The 19,365-nt window shown below is 46.2% G+C and carries 19 protein-coding genes; 11 read left to right on the top strand and 8 right to left on the bottom strand.

Annotation, left to right across the window (positions count from 1 at the left end):
• Positions 1-230: 230 nt before the first annotated feature.
• The 3 genes from QUB68_RS08475 to QUB68_RS08485 all read right to left on the bottom strand — a co-directional run bounded on the left by QUB68_RS08475 (position 231) and on the right by QUB68_RS08485 (position 2,736).
• A complete protein-coding gene (locus tag QUB68_RS08475; RefSeq protein WP_332991260.1) occupies positions 231-668 on the bottom strand; it encodes a hypothetical protein in 438 nt (145 codons plus the stop codon).
• A gap of 80 nt (positions 669-748) precedes the next feature.
• On the bottom strand, positions 749-1,837 hold the full coding sequence (locus QUB68_RS08480) for a C1 family peptidase (RefSeq protein WP_332991262.1): 1,089 nt from the start codon (positions 1,835-1,837) through the stop codon (positions 749-751).
• Between the two features lie 167 nt (positions 1,838-2,004).
• Positions 2,005-2,736, bottom strand: coding sequence for a response regulator transcription factor (locus QUB68_RS08485; RefSeq protein ID WP_332991264.1), 732 nt, complete (start codon positions 2,734-2,736; stop codon positions 2,005-2,007).
• Positions 2,737-3,169: 433 nt separating this feature from the next.
• Here QUB68_RS08485 and QUB68_RS08490 point away from each other — a divergent pair, with 433 nt between their 5' ends.
• Both QUB68_RS08490 and QUB68_RS08495 read left to right on the top strand, forming a co-directional pair.
• Positions 3,170-4,492 (top strand): 3-isopropylmalate dehydratase large subunit, encoded by a 1,323-nt coding sequence (locus QUB68_RS08490; protein ID WP_332991266.1) that lies wholly within the window; start codon positions 3,170-3,172, stop codon positions 4,490-4,492.
• Between the two features lie 309 nt (positions 4,493-4,801).
• Positions 4,802-5,290, top strand: coding sequence for a gluconokinase (locus QUB68_RS08495; RefSeq protein ID WP_332991268.1), 489 nt, complete (start codon positions 4,802-4,804; stop codon positions 5,288-5,290).
• A gap of 316 nt (positions 5,291-5,606) precedes the next feature.
• On the opposite strand, the gene QUB68_RS08500 is transcribed toward QUB68_RS08495, so the two are convergent.
• On the bottom strand, positions 5,607-6,584 hold the full coding sequence (locus QUB68_RS08500; RefSeq protein WP_332991271.1) for a carbohydrate kinase family protein: 978 nt from the start codon (positions 6,582-6,584) through the stop codon (positions 5,607-5,609).
• 449 nt (positions 6,585-7,033) lie between these two features.
• On the opposite strand from QUB68_RS08500, the gene QUB68_RS08505 reads away from it, so the two are divergent.
• The 6 genes from QUB68_RS08505 to QUB68_RS08530 all read left to right on the top strand — a co-directional run bounded on the left by QUB68_RS08505 (position 7,034) and on the right by QUB68_RS08530 (position 12,109).
• Positions 7,034-7,309: a helix-turn-helix domain-containing protein gene (locus QUB68_RS08505; RefSeq protein ID WP_332991273.1), complete on the top strand. Its 276-nt coding sequence runs from the start codon at positions 7,034-7,036 to the stop codon at positions 7,307-7,309.
• A 34-nt stretch (positions 7,310-7,343) separates the two neighbouring features.
• Entirely contained in the window at positions 7,344-7,625 is a 282-nt protein-coding gene (locus QUB68_RS08510; RefSeq protein ID WP_332991929.1) for a hypothetical protein, read from the top strand.
• 122 nt (positions 7,626-7,747) lie between these two features.
• On the top strand, positions 7,748-9,070 hold the full coding sequence (hisS, locus tag QUB68_RS08515) for a histidine--tRNA ligase (protein WP_332991275.1): 1,323 nt from the start codon (positions 7,748-7,750) through the stop codon (positions 9,068-9,070).
• Between the two features lie 128 nt (positions 9,071-9,198).
• Positions 9,199-9,972, top strand: a complete 774-nt coding sequence (locus QUB68_RS08520) for a Uma2 family endonuclease (protein WP_332991278.1) — start codon at positions 9,199-9,201, stop codon at positions 9,970-9,972.
• Positions 9,973-10,090: 118 nt separating this feature from the next.
• Positions 10,091-11,200: a DNA cytosine methyltransferase gene (locus tag QUB68_RS08525; protein WP_332991280.1), complete on the top strand. Its 1,110-nt coding sequence runs from the start codon at positions 10,091-10,093 to the stop codon at positions 11,198-11,200.
• Between the two features lie 261 nt (positions 11,201-11,461).
• Positions 11,462-12,109: a hypothetical protein gene (locus QUB68_RS08530; RefSeq protein ID WP_332991282.1), complete on the top strand. Its 648-nt coding sequence runs from the start codon at positions 11,462-11,464 to the stop codon at positions 12,107-12,109.
• 26 nt (positions 12,110-12,135) lie between these two features.
• Here the strand turns inward: QUB68_RS08530 and QUB68_RS08535 are convergent, their stop codons facing one another.
• The 4 genes from QUB68_RS08535 to QUB68_RS08550 all read right to left on the bottom strand — a co-directional run bounded on the left by QUB68_RS08535 (position 12,136) and on the right by QUB68_RS08550 (position 15,520).
• Positions 12,136-13,350, bottom strand: coding sequence for a class I SAM-dependent methyltransferase (locus tag QUB68_RS08535; protein WP_332991284.1), 1,215 nt, complete (start codon positions 13,348-13,350; stop codon positions 12,136-12,138).
• A gap of 190 nt (positions 13,351-13,540) precedes the next feature.
• On the bottom strand, positions 13,541-13,918 hold the full coding sequence (locus QUB68_RS08540; RefSeq protein ID WP_332991285.1) for a helix-turn-helix domain-containing transcriptional regulator: 378 nt from the start codon (positions 13,916-13,918) through the stop codon (positions 13,541-13,543).
• Positions 13,911-14,249 (bottom strand): type II toxin-antitoxin system RelE/ParE family toxin, encoded by a 339-nt coding sequence (locus QUB68_RS08545; protein WP_332991287.1) that lies wholly within the window; start codon positions 14,247-14,249, stop codon positions 13,911-13,913. The genes QUB68_RS08540 and QUB68_RS08545 overlap by 8 nt, the downstream gene beginning before the upstream one ends.
• Positions 14,250-14,335: 86 nt before the next feature.
• Positions 14,336-15,520, bottom strand: coding sequence for an NAD(P)H-quinone oxidoreductase subunit H (locus tag QUB68_RS08550; RefSeq protein ID WP_332991290.1), 1,185 nt, complete (start codon positions 15,518-15,520; stop codon positions 14,336-14,338).
• Positions 15,521-15,585: 65 nt separating this feature from the next.
• Between QUB68_RS08550 and rsmH the strand changes: the two genes are divergently transcribed.
• The 3 genes from rsmH (at position 15,586) to QUB68_RS08565 (ending at position 19,108) form a co-directional block, all read left to right on the top strand.
• Positions 15,586-16,488, top strand: a complete 903-nt coding sequence (rsmH, locus tag QUB68_RS08555; protein ID WP_332991291.1) for a 16S rRNA (cytosine(1402)-N(4))-methyltransferase RsmH — start codon at positions 15,586-15,588, stop codon at positions 16,486-16,488.
• A 217-nt stretch (positions 16,489-16,705) separates the two neighbouring features.
• Entirely contained in the window at positions 16,706-18,379 is a 1,674-nt protein-coding gene (locus QUB68_RS08560) for a SpoIIE family protein phosphatase (RefSeq protein WP_332991292.1), read from the top strand.
• A 306-nt stretch (positions 18,380-18,685) separates the two neighbouring features.
• On the top strand, positions 18,686-19,108 hold the full coding sequence (locus tag QUB68_RS08565) for an ATP-binding protein (protein WP_293256122.1): 423 nt from the start codon (positions 18,686-18,688) through the stop codon (positions 19,106-19,108).
• The last annotated feature ends 257 nt before the right edge of the window (positions 19,109-19,365 follow it).

Consider the following 19,365-nt stretch of genomic DNA (forward strand, 5'->3'; position numbering starts at 1 on the left):
GGGGGTACAAGATACTAAATACGTCGAAAGGATTAAGGCTAAAAACATATTTATGGACAAAAGAAAGAGCAATCGCCAAGTTTAGTCACGCTAGAATCGCAATTTGCTGGTGGGGCGGTTGATGGTTGCATGGTGAACCTTGAAGTTGACCCATCAACCGCCAACAGACTCGATGCAAAATCTTTGAGTGCAGCGCGGCATAAACTTGGAGACTCGGCGACAATCAAGGTTTACCAAACGTAAAGGGTGGATACTTTGTTGTCGGCTTCTTCATAGTATTGGACGGGTTTAGCTAAAACTTTAGCATGGGCTGCGATGACGTTGAAGGCAACGATCGCAGAGTCAGAGTTATCGGCAAATTTGCGCCAACCAATCTGATCCACATACATATAAGCGTTACGAGTTGAGCTGTTTGTCCACAGTCCCAGTACCTTTTTATCAGTTTGCCAAGCTGTGTTGCCTTGACTAACAGCATTTTGAGCGGGGGGATCGAAGGTGGGACGGTCTTCTTGACTTGCGGTTTGCTTCGCAGTTTGAACGGGAGGTTCTTGGGTGGGGTAGGCTTCCATTTTTATCTCCTTAGTATTGGGGTTGAAGGGTTGTGCGATCGCCTGACAAGGCAGACAAGCCTCATCAGGTGAACCGGCCCGATTGCTGGAATAAGTCATGGTTGTTCCTTAATCTCTAGAAGCGTATCGTTAATTGTTGGACTTGGGATTTTGGACGATCGTCTCAAGTCCGCTGTTTTTTACCAGGCGTAAATTTCTTTGATGATCCCGTTCTCTTGATAGAGGCTGACTGCACGATCGGCGGCTTTAGACGCAGCAAGCTGAATCAACATATCCAGGTTTGTTTCATCGCTAGCATCAGAGAGTTTTCTCCAGCCGATGCCTTCGCTGACATAGACATAAGCATTGCGATCGGCATTGTTTGTCCAGAGTCCGAGAATTTTCACATTTGACAACCAGCCGGTTTCAACGATGCCATCCACCGCGAACATACTGGAGTCAATCCCGCACTGCCCGTAAGCGATGCGGAAAAAGCCATTCTCACCAAAGTTCTGTCCCCAGCTATTTTTTGCAATCCAATAGCCTTCGGTGTCGTTGTAACCCACGATCGAGACACAATGACCACCCTCAACCTTGCCACTAACCATGCGATAAATGCCGCTTTTGTAAGCGTAGAAATCTGTGTAAACAGTGAAGCAAGCTACCAACGCGCCGCGAGTGGAAAGCCATTCCTTCATATCTGCGCTCGATTTAATCTCATGCCACCCGCTAATTTTAACGGCGCTACTTTGCCAGTTACTTGCGAGGTTGCTGCAATTTTGATCGGCTGCGGTGTAAGGGTAAGAAGCTTCGATGGCGAGTCCTGTTTTGGCAGAATCCATTGAGGGTGGCACCCACCAACCGTTCCCGCAGTTACGTCCTAGAGCGCGGGCATAGCAGTAGAACAAGTGAGCTTCGGATAAATCGATCGCCAGCGCCGGATTATTGCGAATGCGGCGAATGGTGGTTTCGATCGTTGCCACAGTACCAAACGCCACACAAGAACCGCAAGAACCTTGGTCTTTGATTGGTGTAACAAATCCACCTGTCCGCATATCGAAGCTGGCGGGAAAGCCAGCAGTCTCGCCTTTAATCTGTGCCGACTTAAAGACTTCCTGATTGATCTTGGCAATCTGCTCTTGTTCTTCAAAGGACGGTTCGTTAGGCCCCGGCGTATAACCAAGTCGCAGTTGCTTTTCGGCATCTGAAAGCTGAGTCATGCTCGTTTCGCCAGCTTGCCAGGAGGCACCCGCTAGCTCGATTGCTGCTTGCAATTTAATGGAATCCATGTCATCTCCTTAAAACGTAAAGTACGTTTGAATCAAACTAAAATCGCTCGTGAGTTGCCGTATTTTTTGCTTTTTTTTCGAGCTGCGATCGAACGCTAGATAACAGCGTTTGATCTAATAGTCTTCCAAATAAACTCGGGCAACAATACGACGATCTGCGTATAGGATTATGAAGATATTGCAACAAATTCCCCGTTGAACAACCCCAATTTTTCCAGAGCAACCATCACAGCAGCCGTCCGGGTTTGTACGCTTAGTTTCCCGTAAAGATGCTCTAGATGTTTTCGCACTGTTCCTTCACTGCAACCGATCGCTTTAGCGATTGCTGCATTGCTTTTATCTTTGGCAATCCAGAATAAAACCTCCGCCTCGCGTTTGGTGAGCCCTAGCAATTCCAGAGCAGAAATAGAGAAAGATTGCAGTTCTTCTTCCTCCAATAGCAAGACATATTGCTCTTTGATGGGATCGGTAATCAGCCGGACGATCAACTGTTTTCCTGCTTGTTGAATGTGCAAGGGTAAACAGCGAGATGGAACATTGCTGTTGAACGTAAGTCGCGAAATCTGATTTTTGAACCAATGTTGTAAGGATTCTGGTAATGAATATGGGATATGGGGTAAAAAATACTGGCTCAAAAGTTCTTCTGCACGTTGAGTCATGAATTGCACCTGCCCTGCAATCTCTACAACTATCGCCCCTACCCGATCGAGGATTTGCTTGACTGCTACCTTAGTTAAAGTATCTGGATCTGAGCTTGTGCGATCGCTCAAGACTTCGAGAGTATAATCTGAGTGCGAATTTTCGTAACTTTCGGCCTCAGCTTTTGCTGCTGGGACGTTATCAAAACCTTGAGATGTTAAAATAACTGTGCGCTGACGCTTTTGTTTCTGTGAATTCATGGGAAGTATCTCCATTGGCATATTGGCGTGAAAATGGCGAAACTAGATACCGTTACGGTGCGGCTATCTCGCTGATTTCACTCTTGTTGAGGTCTACAACTGTAGAAATGCACTCTGAGATTTTTTGACAGTCCCTGATTTAAGTTGCTTTTTTTAAGTAATCACTAACTAATAACACTCACTAGCTGTTAGTTACCAGTCACATAATCGAGTGACTTGCAAAATTTTTATTTTTGTGTTAAGGGCTGTATAGGCTATTGTATAGATTTGCGATCGGCTAAAAAGAATGTGACAGTCAATCGATTTGAGAAAAGAGAATATTCGATTTGAGATGGGAGAAAATGTTTACTTGATAAATTAGCTGTCAGTATCAGCCGATGTTTCGTACAATGGCAATACACTTGTAGCATCTAATTAAAAGAGCGATCGAACTATGGGAATGACCCTGACCGAAAAAATCTTAGCCAAAGCATCAGGCCGCACTAAAGTCGAGCCCGGAGAAAACATTTGGGTAGAAACAGACGTGTTGATGACCCACGATGTCTGCGGCCCCGGCACCATCGGCGTTTTCAAACGCGAATTCGGCGAGAATGCTAAAGTCTGGAATCCCGACAGCATTGTCTTAATTCCTGACCACTATATTTTCACCAACGACGAACGCGCTAACCGCAACGTCGATATTCTCCGCGATTTTGCCAAGGAACAAGGGATAAAATACTTTTACGACATCACAGATCGATCGGACTTCAAAGCAAATCCCGACTACAAAGGAGTCTGCCACATCGCCCTAGCCCAAGAAGGGCACACCAGGCCGGGCGAAGTGCTGTTTGGCACAGATTCCCACACCTGCAATGCCGGCGCTTTCGGACAATTCGCCACCGGTATCGGCAATACAGACGCTGCTTTTATCATGGGAACCGGCAAACTCTTAATCAAAGTTCCCGCAACCATGCGGTTTGTGCTCAACGGCGAACTGCCAGATTATTTGTTAGCAAAAGACTTGATTTTGCAGATTATTGGTGATATTAGCGTTGCCGGTGCTAACTATCGGACGATGGAATTTGCGGGCGATACAGTCGATCGTTTGACGATGGAAGAACGGATGACGCTGTGCAATATGGTGATTGAAGCTGGTGGCAAAAATGGCACGGTGGCTGCGGACAAAACCACCTTTGATTACGTTAATCCTCGTACTAATGTGCCGTTTGAAGCATTTTACACCGATCCGGATGCTACATTTTATAGCGATCGCACCTACGATGTCAGCAAATTAGAACCAGTCGTCGCCAAACCCCACTCTCCCGACAACCGCGACTTGGCCCGCAATTGCCGCGATGTCAAGATCGATCGAGTTTACATCGGTTCCTGCACCGGCGGCAAAACCTCCGACTTTTTGAATGCCGCCCGCATTCTCAAAGGAAATCAAGTCAAAGTTCCGACATATTTAGTACCAGCAACTCAGAAAGTTTACGAAGATTTGTTTGTCACCAAATACGACGGTCAAACGCTGTCGGAAATCTTCTTAGCAGCAGGCTGCATCGAACCCGCAGCGCCTTCTTGCGCCGCTTGTTTGGGCGGCCCGAAAGACACTTTTGGGCGGATGAACGAACCGGAAATTTGCGTGTCTACAACTAACCGCAATTTCCCCGGCCGGATGGGGAATAAAGAAGCGCAAGTTTATCTCGCTTCGCCTTACACGGCTGCGGCTTCCGCGCTAACTGGGTACGTCACCGATCCGCGCGAATTCCTGCGTTAGAAAGTAGCTGATTTCAGGTGTGCAGCGCGCACCCTACGAGATGAATGTAGGGTGCACGCTGCGCAAATCTTCGGTTTTGCGATCGCACAACTAAATGAAATTGCCTATATTTGGTAAATATAGCAACCGCCAAGATAGTTGGGAAATCATTAATTACTAAAAACCTTAATAGGACTTACCCTCATAAACCGGGTTTCTCTGAAAAATCTCAGATTCTCAACGATATATCTACGAAGAAACCCGGTTTATGACCAGCCGTGCGTCCAGGACTGCTTAATTTTCTTCCTTCTTCCTTCTGCTATAGGCGCGATGATTGTAATTGTTATGGGAGTCTCCGGTTCGGGAAAAACTACTGTTGGCAAGTTGCTAGCGGAATCTCTCAATTGGGATTTCAGCGATGCCGACGATTTTCACCCGTCAGCAAACATCGAGAAAATGAGTAAGGGGATTCCTTTAGAAGATGCCGATCGCCTGCCTTGGCTGTTGCAATTGCAAGCTACAATAGACAGGTGGCTGTTGGAAAATAAAAATGTCGTGTTAGCTTGTTCTGCCTTAAAAGCATCTTACCGCGAAATGCTGTACCGAGACAAGCAGCGGATGAAAATAGTTTATCTCAAAGGTAATTTTGAGCTATTCGCAGCCAGGCTAAAAAATCGAGAAAATCACTACATGAAAGCAGACTTGTTGTCAAGTCAGTTAGACACTCTCGAAGAACCAAAAGATGCAATAATTGTAGATGCTTCCCCAACGGTAGAGGTAATTATATGCCAAATTATAAATCATTTGATGTGCGATTAATTCCCACAATAAAACCAGTTTGTAAGTAGGTAAGGAATGAGAATTAAATAACTTACAATTTGATGGTTCTTGTGGGATGGGCGTCCCGCCCGTCCTTTCTGAACGGGCGGGACGCCCATCCCACAAACTTGTGTAAATTATTTAATTCGCGATCCTAAGCACAAAAAAACAATAGTATCTTTTAGGGGCGGGTTTAGCATTATATCTCTGATCTAAGCGAGTTGATGAATGCAAAACCCGTCCTCTGCCCATGTAATGTTTATTTGCACTTTGAGGACTCAAGTCCGAACGATCGAACCTAGAAAGGTTTTGCGTTCTAATTTTTGTACAAATACAAGAAAGCTTCTACTTCAGCGGCGGTTGGTTGAGCGGTAATTGCTCCGGGTTTCATCGCTATCATCGCACCCACCGCGCTCGCATAAGTTACAATTTTTTTGGTTATTTCTGGATCTGCTAAATTCTTAATTCCCTGCTTGCACAACTGCCGCACAAAACCAGCGACAAACCCGTCGCCGGCACCTGTTGTATCCTCAACATCTACTGCAAAAGCGGGGATTTTTCCTTCATTTTCCGACATACAATAGGAGCAACCTTTATCGCCCGCCGTCACCAAAACGCCTTCGACGCAATCGAGACGGTACGTAATAGCTCCAGCGTCGGTAGTTCCAAACAACCATTCGGCTTCTTCGTCAGATAACTTGAGAAAATCTACTTTTTTTAAGAGTTTTCTAATGTGCGCTTTTGCATCGTCTGGATTTTGCCAAAACACCGGACGCCAATTGATGTCAACTATAATTTTAACGTCGTAACGTTCTGCTAGTTCGATCGCTCTTTCTACAGCCTCTCGACTTTCAGGATAAGCTAATTCTAAAGTGCCGAGCACTAAAAACTCGGCATTTTCAAACAAAACTTCCGGTATTTGGGCAGCCTGGAGGCGGGTGTCGGCAAAATCCGCAGTATCCATTTTACCAAAACCGGCAAAAGCTCGATCGCCCGCTTCATTCCGCAACACATAAACTTGCCGCGTCGGCGCACTCGGATGGCGCTGCACTCCAGCGGTATCAACCCCTGCTTCTTGCAATACCTGCACGAGGGAATTCCCCAACTCATCCCCACCAACAGCACCGATAAATGCCGCCGCCGTGCCCAATTTAGCCAAAGCACAGGCAACATTTGCAGGAGCGCCGCCGGGATACGCTGTCCAAGATTCTACCTCTTCTAGAGATACTCCTGGTTTGTCTGCTAAACAATCAAATAAAATTTCACCCAGACACAGAACGCGAGGATAAGTCATATCAATTTTAGATTTTAGATTTTAGATTTTAGACCAGCAGCAGACAAGTCAATAATTATTTTTAACCCATCCCAGAAAAATTGCCAGCTATTTTTTAATGGCTGCTCCTATAATATCAGACTTACTGATACTGGCAGTTACCCCTCAACGCACAAGTGCAGTACGCGCGTACCAGTAGTTTTACGTGCAAACACCTGCGGGTTTTTTGGCGCGGATGTCAGATGCGCGCGCGTCAAGGGAACATCCGCCACCCCAGGCGCTCTTGAGTGCAAGTGTCTGCGCGTCTTGCGGTGTCGGCGCCTTCTTTTGCACTCAGCAGCGATTCTGCAAGCAAGTTGGTGCTCGCGTGTCCGAAACCGGAGCAGCAGCAGATTTAATTTTTTCTTCATACTCTATCCGTCATCCTTTAGAATTGTAGATAGGTAAATATGCACACATAGGAAAAATTTATGAGCGGGAGCGTCTCTGGGATCCCTGTCACCCTGTCGGACAGAGAATTGCAGGTGGTAGAGTTAGTAGCCGCGGGATTGACCAATGAGAAAATCGCTGAAAAGTTAGAGATTAGCAAGCGTACTGTTGACAACCACATTAGCAATATCTTGAACAAGACGCGGGCTGACAATCGAGTTACGCTGGTGCGCTGGGCTTTGCAGTGGGGGAAAGTATGTATGGACAATATTAACTGCTGCCCTCTACCAGGGCCGATCGATAAAGAAGTATCTTAAATAGGGGTTCTGGTTGGGGACAGGCAAAGTAATGATGCAAACGGCACAAGAAAAACAACTCCGCTATCAAATTCAATGCCCTGGATTGCCGCTGGCGGTGTATCGCGAAGTGGCAGCCCATTTGCGTCAAGTTGAAGGGGTGGAAACTGGTTTAATTCCGCAGCAGTCGCAGCGGTTTGATTACAACGACAGCCAAGTTGGGGGCTTGTGGATTCAGTATCCTGAAGGGTTCGATTTGGCCTGCCGCGAGCGAGTCGATCGCATTTTAGCTTATTATGGCGATCGTTATGGAGCTTGGGAATTATTAAGTCATTAGTTATTGGGCATTGGGCATTGGGCATAGGGCATAGGGCATAGGGCATAGGGCATAGGGCATAGGTAATTGTTAACTGTTGACAACTACAACTTACAACTGACTAATGACAACTGACTAACAAAATGAGTGCAATTAAAACTTTACCGGGAACGCGGGATATTTTGCCCGCTGAAATTCAATATTGGCAAAATATAGAAGCAGTCGCTAGAACAATTTTGAAAAAAGCGGCTTATCGAGAAATTCGCACGCCAATTTTTGAACAAACATCTTTATTTGAACGCGGCATCGGCGAAGCTACCGATGTTGTCGGCAAAGAAATGTACACTTTTAAAGATAAGGGCGATCGATCGACTACTTTGCGTCCAGAAGGCACTGCCGGAGTAGTCCGAGCTTTTATTCAAAACAGTTTGTACGCGGCGGGAGACGTGCAGCGTCTGTGGTATGCGGGGCCGATGTTTCGCTACGAACGCGCCCAAGAAGGCAGACAGCGCCAATTCAATCAAATTGGCGTGGAAGTCTTGGGGAGTGCGAATCCCCGTGCGGATGTGGAGGTAATTGCGATCGCCTGCGATATCCTGCAAACTCTCGGTTTAAAGAATTTGCGACTCGATATTAACTCTGTCGGAAATAAGGAAGACAGGCAAAATTATCGCCAAGCCTTAATCGATTATTTTACACCGTTCAAATCCGAATTAGATGCAGATTCCCAAGACCGCTTGACTCGCAATCCGCTGCGAATTTTGGACAGCAAAAATCAGCGCACTCAAGAAATTGTAGCTGGTGCGCCGAGTATTTTAGAATATTTGGGTGACGAATCGCGATCGCACTTTGAGCGAGTGCAGCTTATGCTCACAAATTTAGGAATTAGCTATCAGTTAAATCCCAGATTAGTGCGCGGTTTAGATTACTATACCTACACCGCCTTTGAAATTATCTCCGACGATTTGGGGGCGCAAGCAACAGTTTGTGGTGGTGGCAGATACGATGGTTTAGTCAAGGAATTGGGCGGGCCAGATACGGCGGCAGTCGGTTGGGCTATGGGTGTTGAACGGTTGATTATCCTGCTGCAAAAGTTGCAACCTTTGCCCGTTCCGCAGTTGGATTTCTATTTGGTATCCAGGGGCGATAAAGCCGAACAGCAATCGGTATTGTTAGCTCAAAAATTGCGGAGTGCTGGCTTTAGTGTAGAGATAGATTTGAGCGGCAGTGCTTTCGGGAAACAGTTTAAAAGAGCTGACAGAAGCGGTGCAGTTGCGTGTTTGGTTTTGGGTGATGCGGAAGCGGAAAATGAGACTGTACAATTGAAGTGGTTGGCGAGTGGTGAACAAAGTGCGATCGGCCAATCGGAACTGCTAGCCATGACAGCCGAGCTAAAACAGAAGATCAAAGATAACACGGCGGTTGAAACCGCGTCTACACAAACAAAGTCCGCCGACGCGGACTGAAGAAAATCCTCTCGTTACCAGGCTCAGCCTGGTAACGCCGATGCTTTGGCTCCGCCTCGCAATTAACATTAATCCCAAAAACAAAAAGGTATAATTAAAAATTAAACCCATATAACATCTGATAAACTATGTTAGCAGCAACTAAAAACCCTTCTGCCACTAAACTAATCGTAACCTGGCCCTTACTACCAGACGACTTTCAACTACCGGACGACCCAGTGGAAGACGAAACCCAACCCTTAATAGCCGCAGCATTGCGCCAACCTCTAACCGCGCTTCCTGAATTAGTGGAGGATGCCTTAATAGTTTCTAATTTTGCCTTGTGTGCGGGAATTAGTTTCCCATCCTCCACCAACGACGAACCGCAGACTATTTGCAAAGCACCCGATTGGATGTACGTGAAACCCGTCAATCCTCAAAATGTCTCGCAAGTCCGCCGCAGTTACACACCGCATACCGAAGGAACTATCCCCCAAATTGTGATCGAATTCCTATCAGCAACATATGGGGAAGAATACTCGGTTGAATTTAGGCAGCGAGTGGGTAAATGGTTCTTTTATGAGCAAATTATCAAAGTACCGAGATACGTTATTTTTCGGGCGAATACCGCTCATTTAGAGGTTTATTCTTTAGGATCGCAGCGTTATGAAGCGGAAGAACCGGATAATAACGGACGTTTTTGGATACCTGGATTAAACTTGTTTTTGGGTATTTGGGAAGGCACCCACGAATCTAGAACTGGCTATTGGTTGAGGTGGTGGAATGCCGAAGGTGAGTTATTGTTATGGTCGGAGGAGCGGGCTGAGCAAGAACGGCTGCGGGGCGATCGCGAAAGTCTCCGCGCTGAAAGACTAGCAGAAAAATTGCGTCAAGCTGGAATCACCTTAGATGACGAAGAGTGAAACATCAAAGGCGATCGACTATTAGTAGGTTTTGCACAGCACACCTGACGACTATTTGGTATAATCACACTCTTGTGTTGCAGGCATTCAGCCGGCTATTGTCCCACTGCGAACTAATATGTCACTCGAACGCCTCAAAGACGTAACCTGGAAAGCAAAACCGCAACTGATATCCTTGTTTTCCGGTTGTGGTGGCATGGATTTGCCATTTCACAAAGCTGGGTTTGATGTAGTTTGGGCGATCGACTCCAATCAATACGCCTGCAAAACATTCAGCAGAAACATTGCCGATGTTATCATCAACGACAGCATAGAAAATATAAACATTGCACAAGTTCCCGCAGCAGAAATATGTATAGGAGGCTTCCCCTGTCAAGATTTCTCCCTAATTTGGAAGCGCCCCGGACTTGAAGGAACCAGAGGCAATTTATATACATACTTTCTCGATTTTGTCAACACAAAAAAGCCCAAAGCTTTTGTAGCAGAAAATGTCAAAGGTTTATTAAGCGCCAATAATTATCAAGCAATAAAACAAATAATTTCCGACTTTGAAAGTATCGCACCAGGTTATTTAGTCAAACCCAAACTTTACAACTTTGCCGATTACGGAGTGCCGCAATTTCGGCAAAGAGTCTTATTAGTCGGCATTCGGATGGATACAGGATTTGATTTCGTGCACCCTCAAGCAGAATACGGCCCTAATCGCCAAAATCCTTATCGCACAGCGGGCGAAGCACTCCAAGATGTCGATCGAGTTATTGAAAATAACCAAAATCATCAAATTCGCGATCGCACCGTCGAAATTTTGAATCGAATCAAAGCCGGAGGGAATTTTTCTGATATTCCCAAAGACAGTCCCTATTACGTAAAAGGCATGATCAGTCACGTTTATCGGCGAATTCATCCCAATAAACCATCATCTACAATCATTGCTGGCGGAGGTGGCGGAACCTGGGGTTATCATTATCCAGAACCGCGTGCATTGACAAATCGGGAGAGGGCGAGACTGCAAACTTTTCCCGATGATTTTGTATTTGAAGGTTCTGTTACCGAAGTGCGAAGGCAGATTGGCAATGCAGTCCCGCCACAGGGAATTGCTGCGGTTGTTGAGTCTCTGATTCCGCTATTTCAGGGTGATTATCCAAAAGTTGATTTATATAAAATGAGTGAAAAGTTGCAGGGAATGTCAATTCAGGAACGATTAAAACACGCAGAATTAGAAGTATAATTGTATGGTGCGTCGCTATAAAAAATCCCAAAAAACATCGACAATCTCATAGCGACGCACCTTACAAAATAAACAAGATTGCATAAATCTTTGATAGAGCCAGTCAACCGCAGATTTAAGGCAAATCAACGCAGATTAACGCAGATAATTTCAAGATAGTCTGGGAATGAGTGCAAAAAGTCTAATAGTTCAAAAAACAAACTCAACACTTGTTTTGTAGCAAGATTTTTTATAAATGGTACTATAACGAGGGAAAAGTCAATGAGCGAGTTTGACATAGGCTACTACAGCGATTTTAAGTTGCCCAGCAACTCAGATATTCCAGACCAATTACAGCAAACACTTCACACGGTTTGGGACAGAAAGTATCGTGATTTATACGAAACAGGTGGAAAGTGCAATGTAGAAGAAGCTTTTGCAGAAGTGATGACAGCCTTTGGGATGCCTAATGATGCAATATCCCATCAGCGATACGTCTATATGGCTTATGGAATAGCATTAGCAGTTAAACCGACCATTAAACATTACTTTCCTGAAGAACACAAGGCTGATATCGTTCAAGGAATTGTATCTTGTTGGCTGAAGGATGGTTGTGAAATCCCAGAAACTTGGGCAGATACCTTGTTTCCTAATATCAACAAAATTGGAAAATATCAAGCTACTGACGAAGCTTATAACATCTTCTACGGCTTGCTGCAAACACTCAACACCAAAACAGCCTATAATGCCATCTTGGATATTCTGTACAATGCCATTACTGGGGATGCCATTTCTGGTTTTGCTGCGGCCCAACGAGATATGTTTAATTGGTGGTTAATTGAGGTGATTCCTGCTGCTTATTGTTTAAAGCTGCCATCTACTTTATATTCTGGAAAATGGGAATTTCCGCCACTGAGTCAGTGCGCGTAATTAATGTGCGTAAGTCAAGCAAGTAACTAATCAGGCACTCTCAAACCTTTAAGCTTTTCCCCTTTCTCATCCTCCTTCAACCCCTTACTCTGTACTAAAACCCCAAAACCTCCCAAACCCATCGGATCTATCAATTGATGCAAAGCTTCCCGGCGGCGCAAAAATGTTGTCAAATCCAATACTTGTGCATCATTTGTTGACAGAGAAGCAATTCTATCGCCCACACCCAACATCATTAAAAATAAAGCCTGCTGAGTAAAACCCATTACCTCCAAACCACACAATTCTCCTTGTTTTTCCAGCGCCGTAAAATCAGCATGGGCTGTTAAATCCTGCCGCCCAACATTAATATAAGGATTGCTGTGATATCGGTGGCGGTAATAACATTGTAGTGTTCCCTCGGTGCGCCTCGGATTGTAATAGCGGTGCGCGGGATGGCCGTAATCGATTGTTAACAAATAACCGCGCTGCAATTTTTCCGCAACTGTACCAATCCAGTCTAAAGCTGCTAAATTAACTTCACTGCGATAACCATCCGCATAGACACTCGCCGACAAATCTATTCCGACTAAATCAAAATATTCGGCAATCTTAAGATTTGAAAGTTCGCCTACTACTTCAATAAACTTGCTTCCAGATTGTTCGTTTTGTTCTTCGGCTGCGGCAACGTAAATCTCGCAAATTTGCCTTTTTTCCACTATAAATTGATGGACGGGCAAAGCATCTACTAACTCGTTAGAAAAGAAGCAACCGACAATCGAGTTATTAGCTATCTCATCCCAATTGCACCACTTGACTATTTTAAAATCAGCTAACTTTTGCTGCTGTTCTGCTTGCAGTACAGGCGAAATTTCAACAATAATGTATTCTAAAGTTTTAAATAAATCGGAATATTTTCGTTGCAGGTATTGCAGCACATTCGCGGCAAAGGTTCCCCGCCCCGCGCCCATTTCTACGATCGCAAAAGCATGAGGTTTGCCGAGAATTTGCCACATTTCAACAAATTGCTCGCCCAAAACCTCGGCAAAATCAGCACTCCAGTGAGGTGATGTGATAAAATCGCCTTGTTTGCCGATGTTCGGGCGATCGCCATTATAGTAACCGTGCTGCGGATGATATAATGCTAAATCCATGTATTCCGCAAAGGTTATGCGCTGCTGTGGACTTGCGGCAATTCTTTCGCTGATTAAAGCGCAGAGTTCTGGGTTACTGTCATTGATATTTGATTGCTGGACTGTCATAATTAAATTAAGGTTGATGTTATTTTATTTATGAAATAAATATTTTTAACCGCAGAGGGCGCAGAGGACACAGAGGAAGAGAGAAGAGAGAAATATTGATGTTCAGCAATTTAAGATTGTTGCTATACAGGAATTACGCAGAACCTCTATATGTTAAACGATCGCCACTCAAACAACATTTTGGACAGTTTCATGGCCACCGTATGGGAGCGACGGTAGGAAGATGCTCTGCGGCTGCGATCGCACCCTCAGCCTCGAATGTTAAACTATCAGACTTAACCCCTATTTTTAGCTGAAATCCCAAAGCATCCAGCAACGCCACCAACAGATAAACTTCATCTCCTCCTGTTTTTGAGAGCAAATTTATTAACTTTTCATAGTGCAACTTAGCTATATCTGAAAGCTGAATTACGCCCCCGCGAGCCTCAACCAAATTGCTAAGTGCTAGTGACAAGAGTTCAGCTTCTACATTTTTTTCTTCCAAAATCGCCTCGATATAAGCCGCCGCCGCTTCAGGTTTTTTCAGGAATTCAATCAAGTCGTCTTGGTAACTTACACTTTTAGGCATTGTCTCGACTCCCATAATCTATCCAATATTCAATAGCTTTACGAATATCTCGATCTTGAGTGCTTTTATCTCCACCGCAGAGGATGAGAACAATCGTTTGCTCTATTTGCCCAAAATAGACGCGGTAGCCTGGGCCCCAATCAATTTTTAATTCAAAAACACCCGATCCCACTGAACGATAGTCTCCCAAATTGCCGAGCTTAATTCTTTCTAGTCTCCCGCGAATCTTGGCTTCAGCTTTGATATCCCGAAGAGATTTTAACCATTCTGTAAAAGGAATTTTGCCGTCGGGTGTGACATAACGCTGAATTTCTTTTGGTTGGACTTCCATAATTTATATTAGCCGATCGCACCTGCAAACTAGCAGCGATCGCACTCCTTAGCAAATAGCCAAAAAATGCGATCGCCCTTTTGCTTCTAGCGATCGACCGAACCCATGATAATATCGATACTACCCAGGATCGCCACCAAATCCGCAATCTTTACACCGCGCACGATGTGGGGTAAAATCTGCAAATTATTGAAATCCGCAGCCCGAATCTTCCAGCGCCAAGGAAACACGCTGTCATCGCCGACAATATAGATTCCCAACTCACCCTTGCCGCTTTCGACACGCACGTAATGTTCGCCCTTGGGAATCTTGAAAGTAGGCGCTACTTTTTTGCCAATAAACTGATAGTCAAAACTGTTCCACTCAGATTTTGGCCCGCTTTCTAAGCGCTTCGCTTCCAAGTTTTCGTAAGGGCCGCCGGGGAGTCCTTTCAAGGCTTGATAGAGGATTTTAACTGACTCGCGCATCTCGCGAATTCGGACTAAGTACCGGGCCAAACAATCGCCAGCAGCTTCGGTACAAACATCCCACTCGAAGTCATCGTAACATTCGTAATGGTCAACTTTCCGCAAATCCCAATTCACGCCGGAACCGCGCAACATTGGGCCGGATAGTCCCCAGTTAATCGCTTCGGCGCGAGAAATCGTACCCAAACCTTCAATCCGGCGGCGGAAGATCGGATTGTTGGTAATTAAACGTTCGTATTCGTCAATTTTGGGCAGGAAGTAATCGCAGAAATCTTGGCACTTGTCTACCCAACCGTAGGGTAAATCTGCTGCGACTCCGCCGATGCGGAAATAGTTGTTGTTCACCATGCGGTAGCCGGTAGCTGCTTCCCACAAGTCGAGAATTGGTTCGCGATCGCGCATAGTGTAGAAAAAGGGAGTTTGCGCGCCCACGTCCGCCAAAAACGGCCCTACCCACATCAAGTGGTTAGCAATCCGGTTCAACTCCAGCATGATGACGCGAATGTAACTCGCCCGTCTCGGGACAGCAATATTGGCTAACTTTTCCGGTGCATTCACTGTTACCGCTTCGTTAAACATCCCCGCAGCGTAGTCCCAGCGGCTCACGTAGGGCACGTACATGACGTTGGTGCGGTTTTCGGCGATTTTTTCCATGCCGCGGTGCAGATAGCCCAAAACAGGCTCGCAGTCCACTACATCTTCGCCGTCCAGGGTGACAATTAACCGGAGTACGCCGTGCATGGATGGGTGGTGCGGCCCCATGTTGAGCACCATTGGTTCGGTTCTCGTCTCAATTCTTGACATAATTGATAATTAATGATGGGTAATTAGTCAGTGTATTGTTGATTTTTGTTTCGTTCTTATAAATTATGAAGGATATCGAGCCGTCTGAGAAGGATACGCCTGCATCAGATGTGAGTATTGAGGCTTATCACGTTTCTGTTTTGGCCAGTGAATTAATTGCGGGTTTAGGTGTGCGTCCCGGCGGGCGCTATTTGGATGCGACGCTTGGGGGCGGCGGACATACTGGTTTGATTTTGGCGGCGGCGGCTGATGTGACTGTGGTGGCGATCGATCGCGACGAACAAGCCATCCGTTTTTGCGGGGCCCGATTTGCCAACGCGCCAGTTGAGTTTTGGCACGGGAATTTTGCTGAATATCAGTCCCCAGATGCCGAATTTGATGGTATCATAGCAGACTTGGGGGTTAGCTCGGCTCAGTTCGATACACCGGAACGAGGCTTTAGTTTTCGCCACCCTGCTCAATTAGATATGCGTATGAACCAACAGCAATCTTTGACGGCAGAAGAGATTATCAATCACTGGGAAGAAGTTAAACTGGCAGATATTATTTACAAATACGGAGAAGAGCGACTGTCGCGGCGCATCGCGAGGCGGATTGTCGCACAACGTCCTTTTGAAACTACTACAGAACTCGCAGGCGCGATCGCTAGCAGCTTCCCACCCAAGCAGCGCAACGGCAGAATCCATCCCGCCACCCGCACTTTCCAAGCTTTAAGGATAGCCGTCAATTCGGAACTAGCGTCCTTAGACACTTTCCTCAAGGTCGCGCCTAAATGGTTGAAACCCGGTGGTAGAATCGGAATTATTACTTTTCACAGTCTCGAAGACAGGCCCGTTAAGCACCAATTGAGAGCAACAGACTGTTTGCAGGTACTCACAAAAAAGCCGATCGTGCCACAATCCGAAGAAGTAGCTAGAAATCCCCGCTCTCGTTCTGCTAAGCTCAGACTGGCAGAAAAATTAACTTGATGCGGCAGTAAGGGGAGTAAAGGACGAGTCCCAAACTAAGGCGAGGTCTGGTAAGGCCGCGACCGGATGCCAGTTCCCAATATCCTTGTGGTATCACTAATCTGGCACTTACCGATGAAACCCGAAGCCCTGACGCAGATTCGGCTCCGCTGAATCCGCCAAGGGTACTTGACAAGCTAGTTTTAGACCTGATTAATTCGCCTAGGAAGGGAATAGCATGAGTCGGGGAGATGGAAGCAAGCTGAAACTAATGGTAGTCGATGACGAACCCGACAACTTGGATTTGCTGTACCGGACGTTTCGACGAGATTTTCAGGTTTACAAAGCAGATAGCGCCCTCAGCGCCCTGGAAGTTCTAGACGAACAGGGCGAGATGGCGGTGATTATATCTGACCAGCGGATGCCAGAAATGAACGGCACCGAGTTTTTGGGGAAAACAGTTGAGCGCTTTCCCGATACGATTCGGATTCTGCTGACGGGATACACAGATGTTGAAGACTTGGTAGAAGCAATCAACGCCGGTCAAGTTTTCAAGTACATCACCAAACCGTGGAATCCTGAAGAACTGAAATCAGTTATCAATCAAGCGTCAGATACTTACAAATACTACAAGCAGCGCAGTGTTGCACTGCGCCGCGCTTTACGCAAGGAATCTCTGTTCAATGAGGTGATGAGCGTGATTCGCGGGTCGCTAGATTACTCTAGTATGGTACAAACTATTGTTCAAACCGTAGGTCAAACTTTTGAGGCCAACTATTGTATGCTGCGGCCGGTTGAGGCCGATCGACTATTACCCAGTACCTTCCCCTACCAAGCCCAAACCGCCGAAGCCAGCAGCTTTGATTTTGACGAAAATTTGCTGGTGCAAGCCGTAGCCAGCCGCCAAACTCAAGTCAACGCCAACAGTGGGGGTGACGGTAACTCGGTTGAGATTGCTGTGCCCCTGACTTATCAGCAAGACTTGCTGGGGATACTAGCCCTGTGTCAGATTGGCGGTAGTAACCCTTGGTCGGGAGAAGAGATAGAGTTAATAGAAGGTGTAGCGGCTCAAGCGGCTCTCGCCCTGTCTCAAGCTAAGCTCTACCAGCGCACTCTGGATTTAGCCGAGCAGATGCAAAATGAGTTGGAGGTGGCCCGCCAAATCCAAACAAACTTGTTGCGCCAAAGTTGGCCGGATTTTGAAACTGTCAGGGTGCAAGCTTGTTGCTATCCCGCGCGGGCAGTTGGCGGCGACTTTTTTGAAGTTTACGTCCACTCCCAAGGGGATATTTGGATAGCGGTGGGTGATGTTTCCGGTAAAGGTGTTCCGGCTGCTCTATTTATGGCTAGCGCGATTTCGGTGATGCGGCGGGAACTTTCTCAAGAAGTTTCTCCAGAGCCCGATCGAGTTATGCAGAATATGAATAGCACTATGTCTGACGACCTGATCGGCAACAACCATTTTATTACAATGGTTGTTGCTCGTTACACTCCGTCAACGGGACACCTGGCTTTTGCTAATGCCGGTCACATTTACCCGATTGTTTGGTCTCACTCGGAAGTGCAAGCTCAGACCGCTAGCGGTGCAACGCCAGCAGAGCCGAATTTCCTGAAAGCTCGCGGCATTCCCTTGGGGATACTACCAGTCTGGAAAGGTAAAGCCGGTGCGATCGACTTAAAGTCAGGAGATGTATTTCTGCTGACAAGTGACGGGATTACTGAAGCTAGCGTGACTACGGAGGCGATCGCAGGGGGCGAACCAACCCGTTCTATGCTACAACAAGAGGGGCTTTGGCAACTCTTGATTGAGGAGCCTGGTTCCATCAACTTGGACAATTTGTTAGCTTACATCCGAGCTGACAATCCCATTCAGGAAGACGACCAAACCATACTCTCTCTGGAGGTTCTCTGAATCTGTCAGCCACTCCCGACGAATAGTCGGGGGCTTCGCGTCTCGAAAACTGAAGCGCTCAGTTGACAGCCCACAGATTACCGCACAGAAGGCGGGCGACTGGCAAAAGTTACAGAACTAGCGCGTCAATGCCTAACTCTTAACTGATGCTTGTCGATCGATGCTTTCAAAAAAAGTCTCTTGCATCGATCGCCCGGTCTTGAGTATCCTTCATGTAGCGACAAATATCAACGCCAAATAAATGCGGCGTGTCGTATTTCATCCCTGGTCTGAAGACACAGGTTTCCAAACTTACAGGATTTTTTTATGAATACTGAGCTTCATGTGCCAAGCGACTTGCGGTTTTTAACAATTGTTGAAAATTGGTTGCTGAGCAGTTTGGAAGTAGAGCTAGGAGAGCACGTCGATTGGCCGCGTCAGTCGAATCGTTTGCGCTTGGTGTTAGCAGAAGCCTATTCTAACGTGATCCGCCATGCTCACAAAGATCAACCCAATTTGCCGGTGTTAATTCGCTTGAATTTAAAAAATCGGGATATTGGTTTAGAAATTTGGGATTACGGTAAAGGTTACGAAATGGATACTTACAGTCCCCCGAGACCGGAAGCCAAACAGGAAAGCGGCTATGGCTGGTTGATTATGAGCAGGCTTATGGATCGGGTGGACTATAGTTTGCAACTAGACGGTCGCAATTGTCTGAAGTTGGAAGCGAGTTTGCCGGAAAAATCTTAATTAGTCATTAGTCATTAGTCATTACTCATTAGTCATTAATGATTAGTGATTAATGATTAGTGATTGACAATGTTTTTTGATTCTAGTGGTTGTCTGTCGCACCGTGCGGTGACAGCAACTTTTTCGTGCAATCTCGTCCCTCTCTAAGAGACTGTAAAATTGTTAGGGTACAGTCCCAGGTGCACGAATACCGAAGAAACCGGGTTTTCATACCGTTGGCGACGCTTCAGCACAGATTTGGGTGAAAAACCCGGTTT

Origin of the sequence: Microcoleus sp. A006_D1 (assembly GCF_036702805.1) — a bacterium.
Lineage (GTDB): Bacteria > Cyanobacteriota > Cyanobacteriia > Cyanobacteriales > Microcoleaceae > Microcoleus.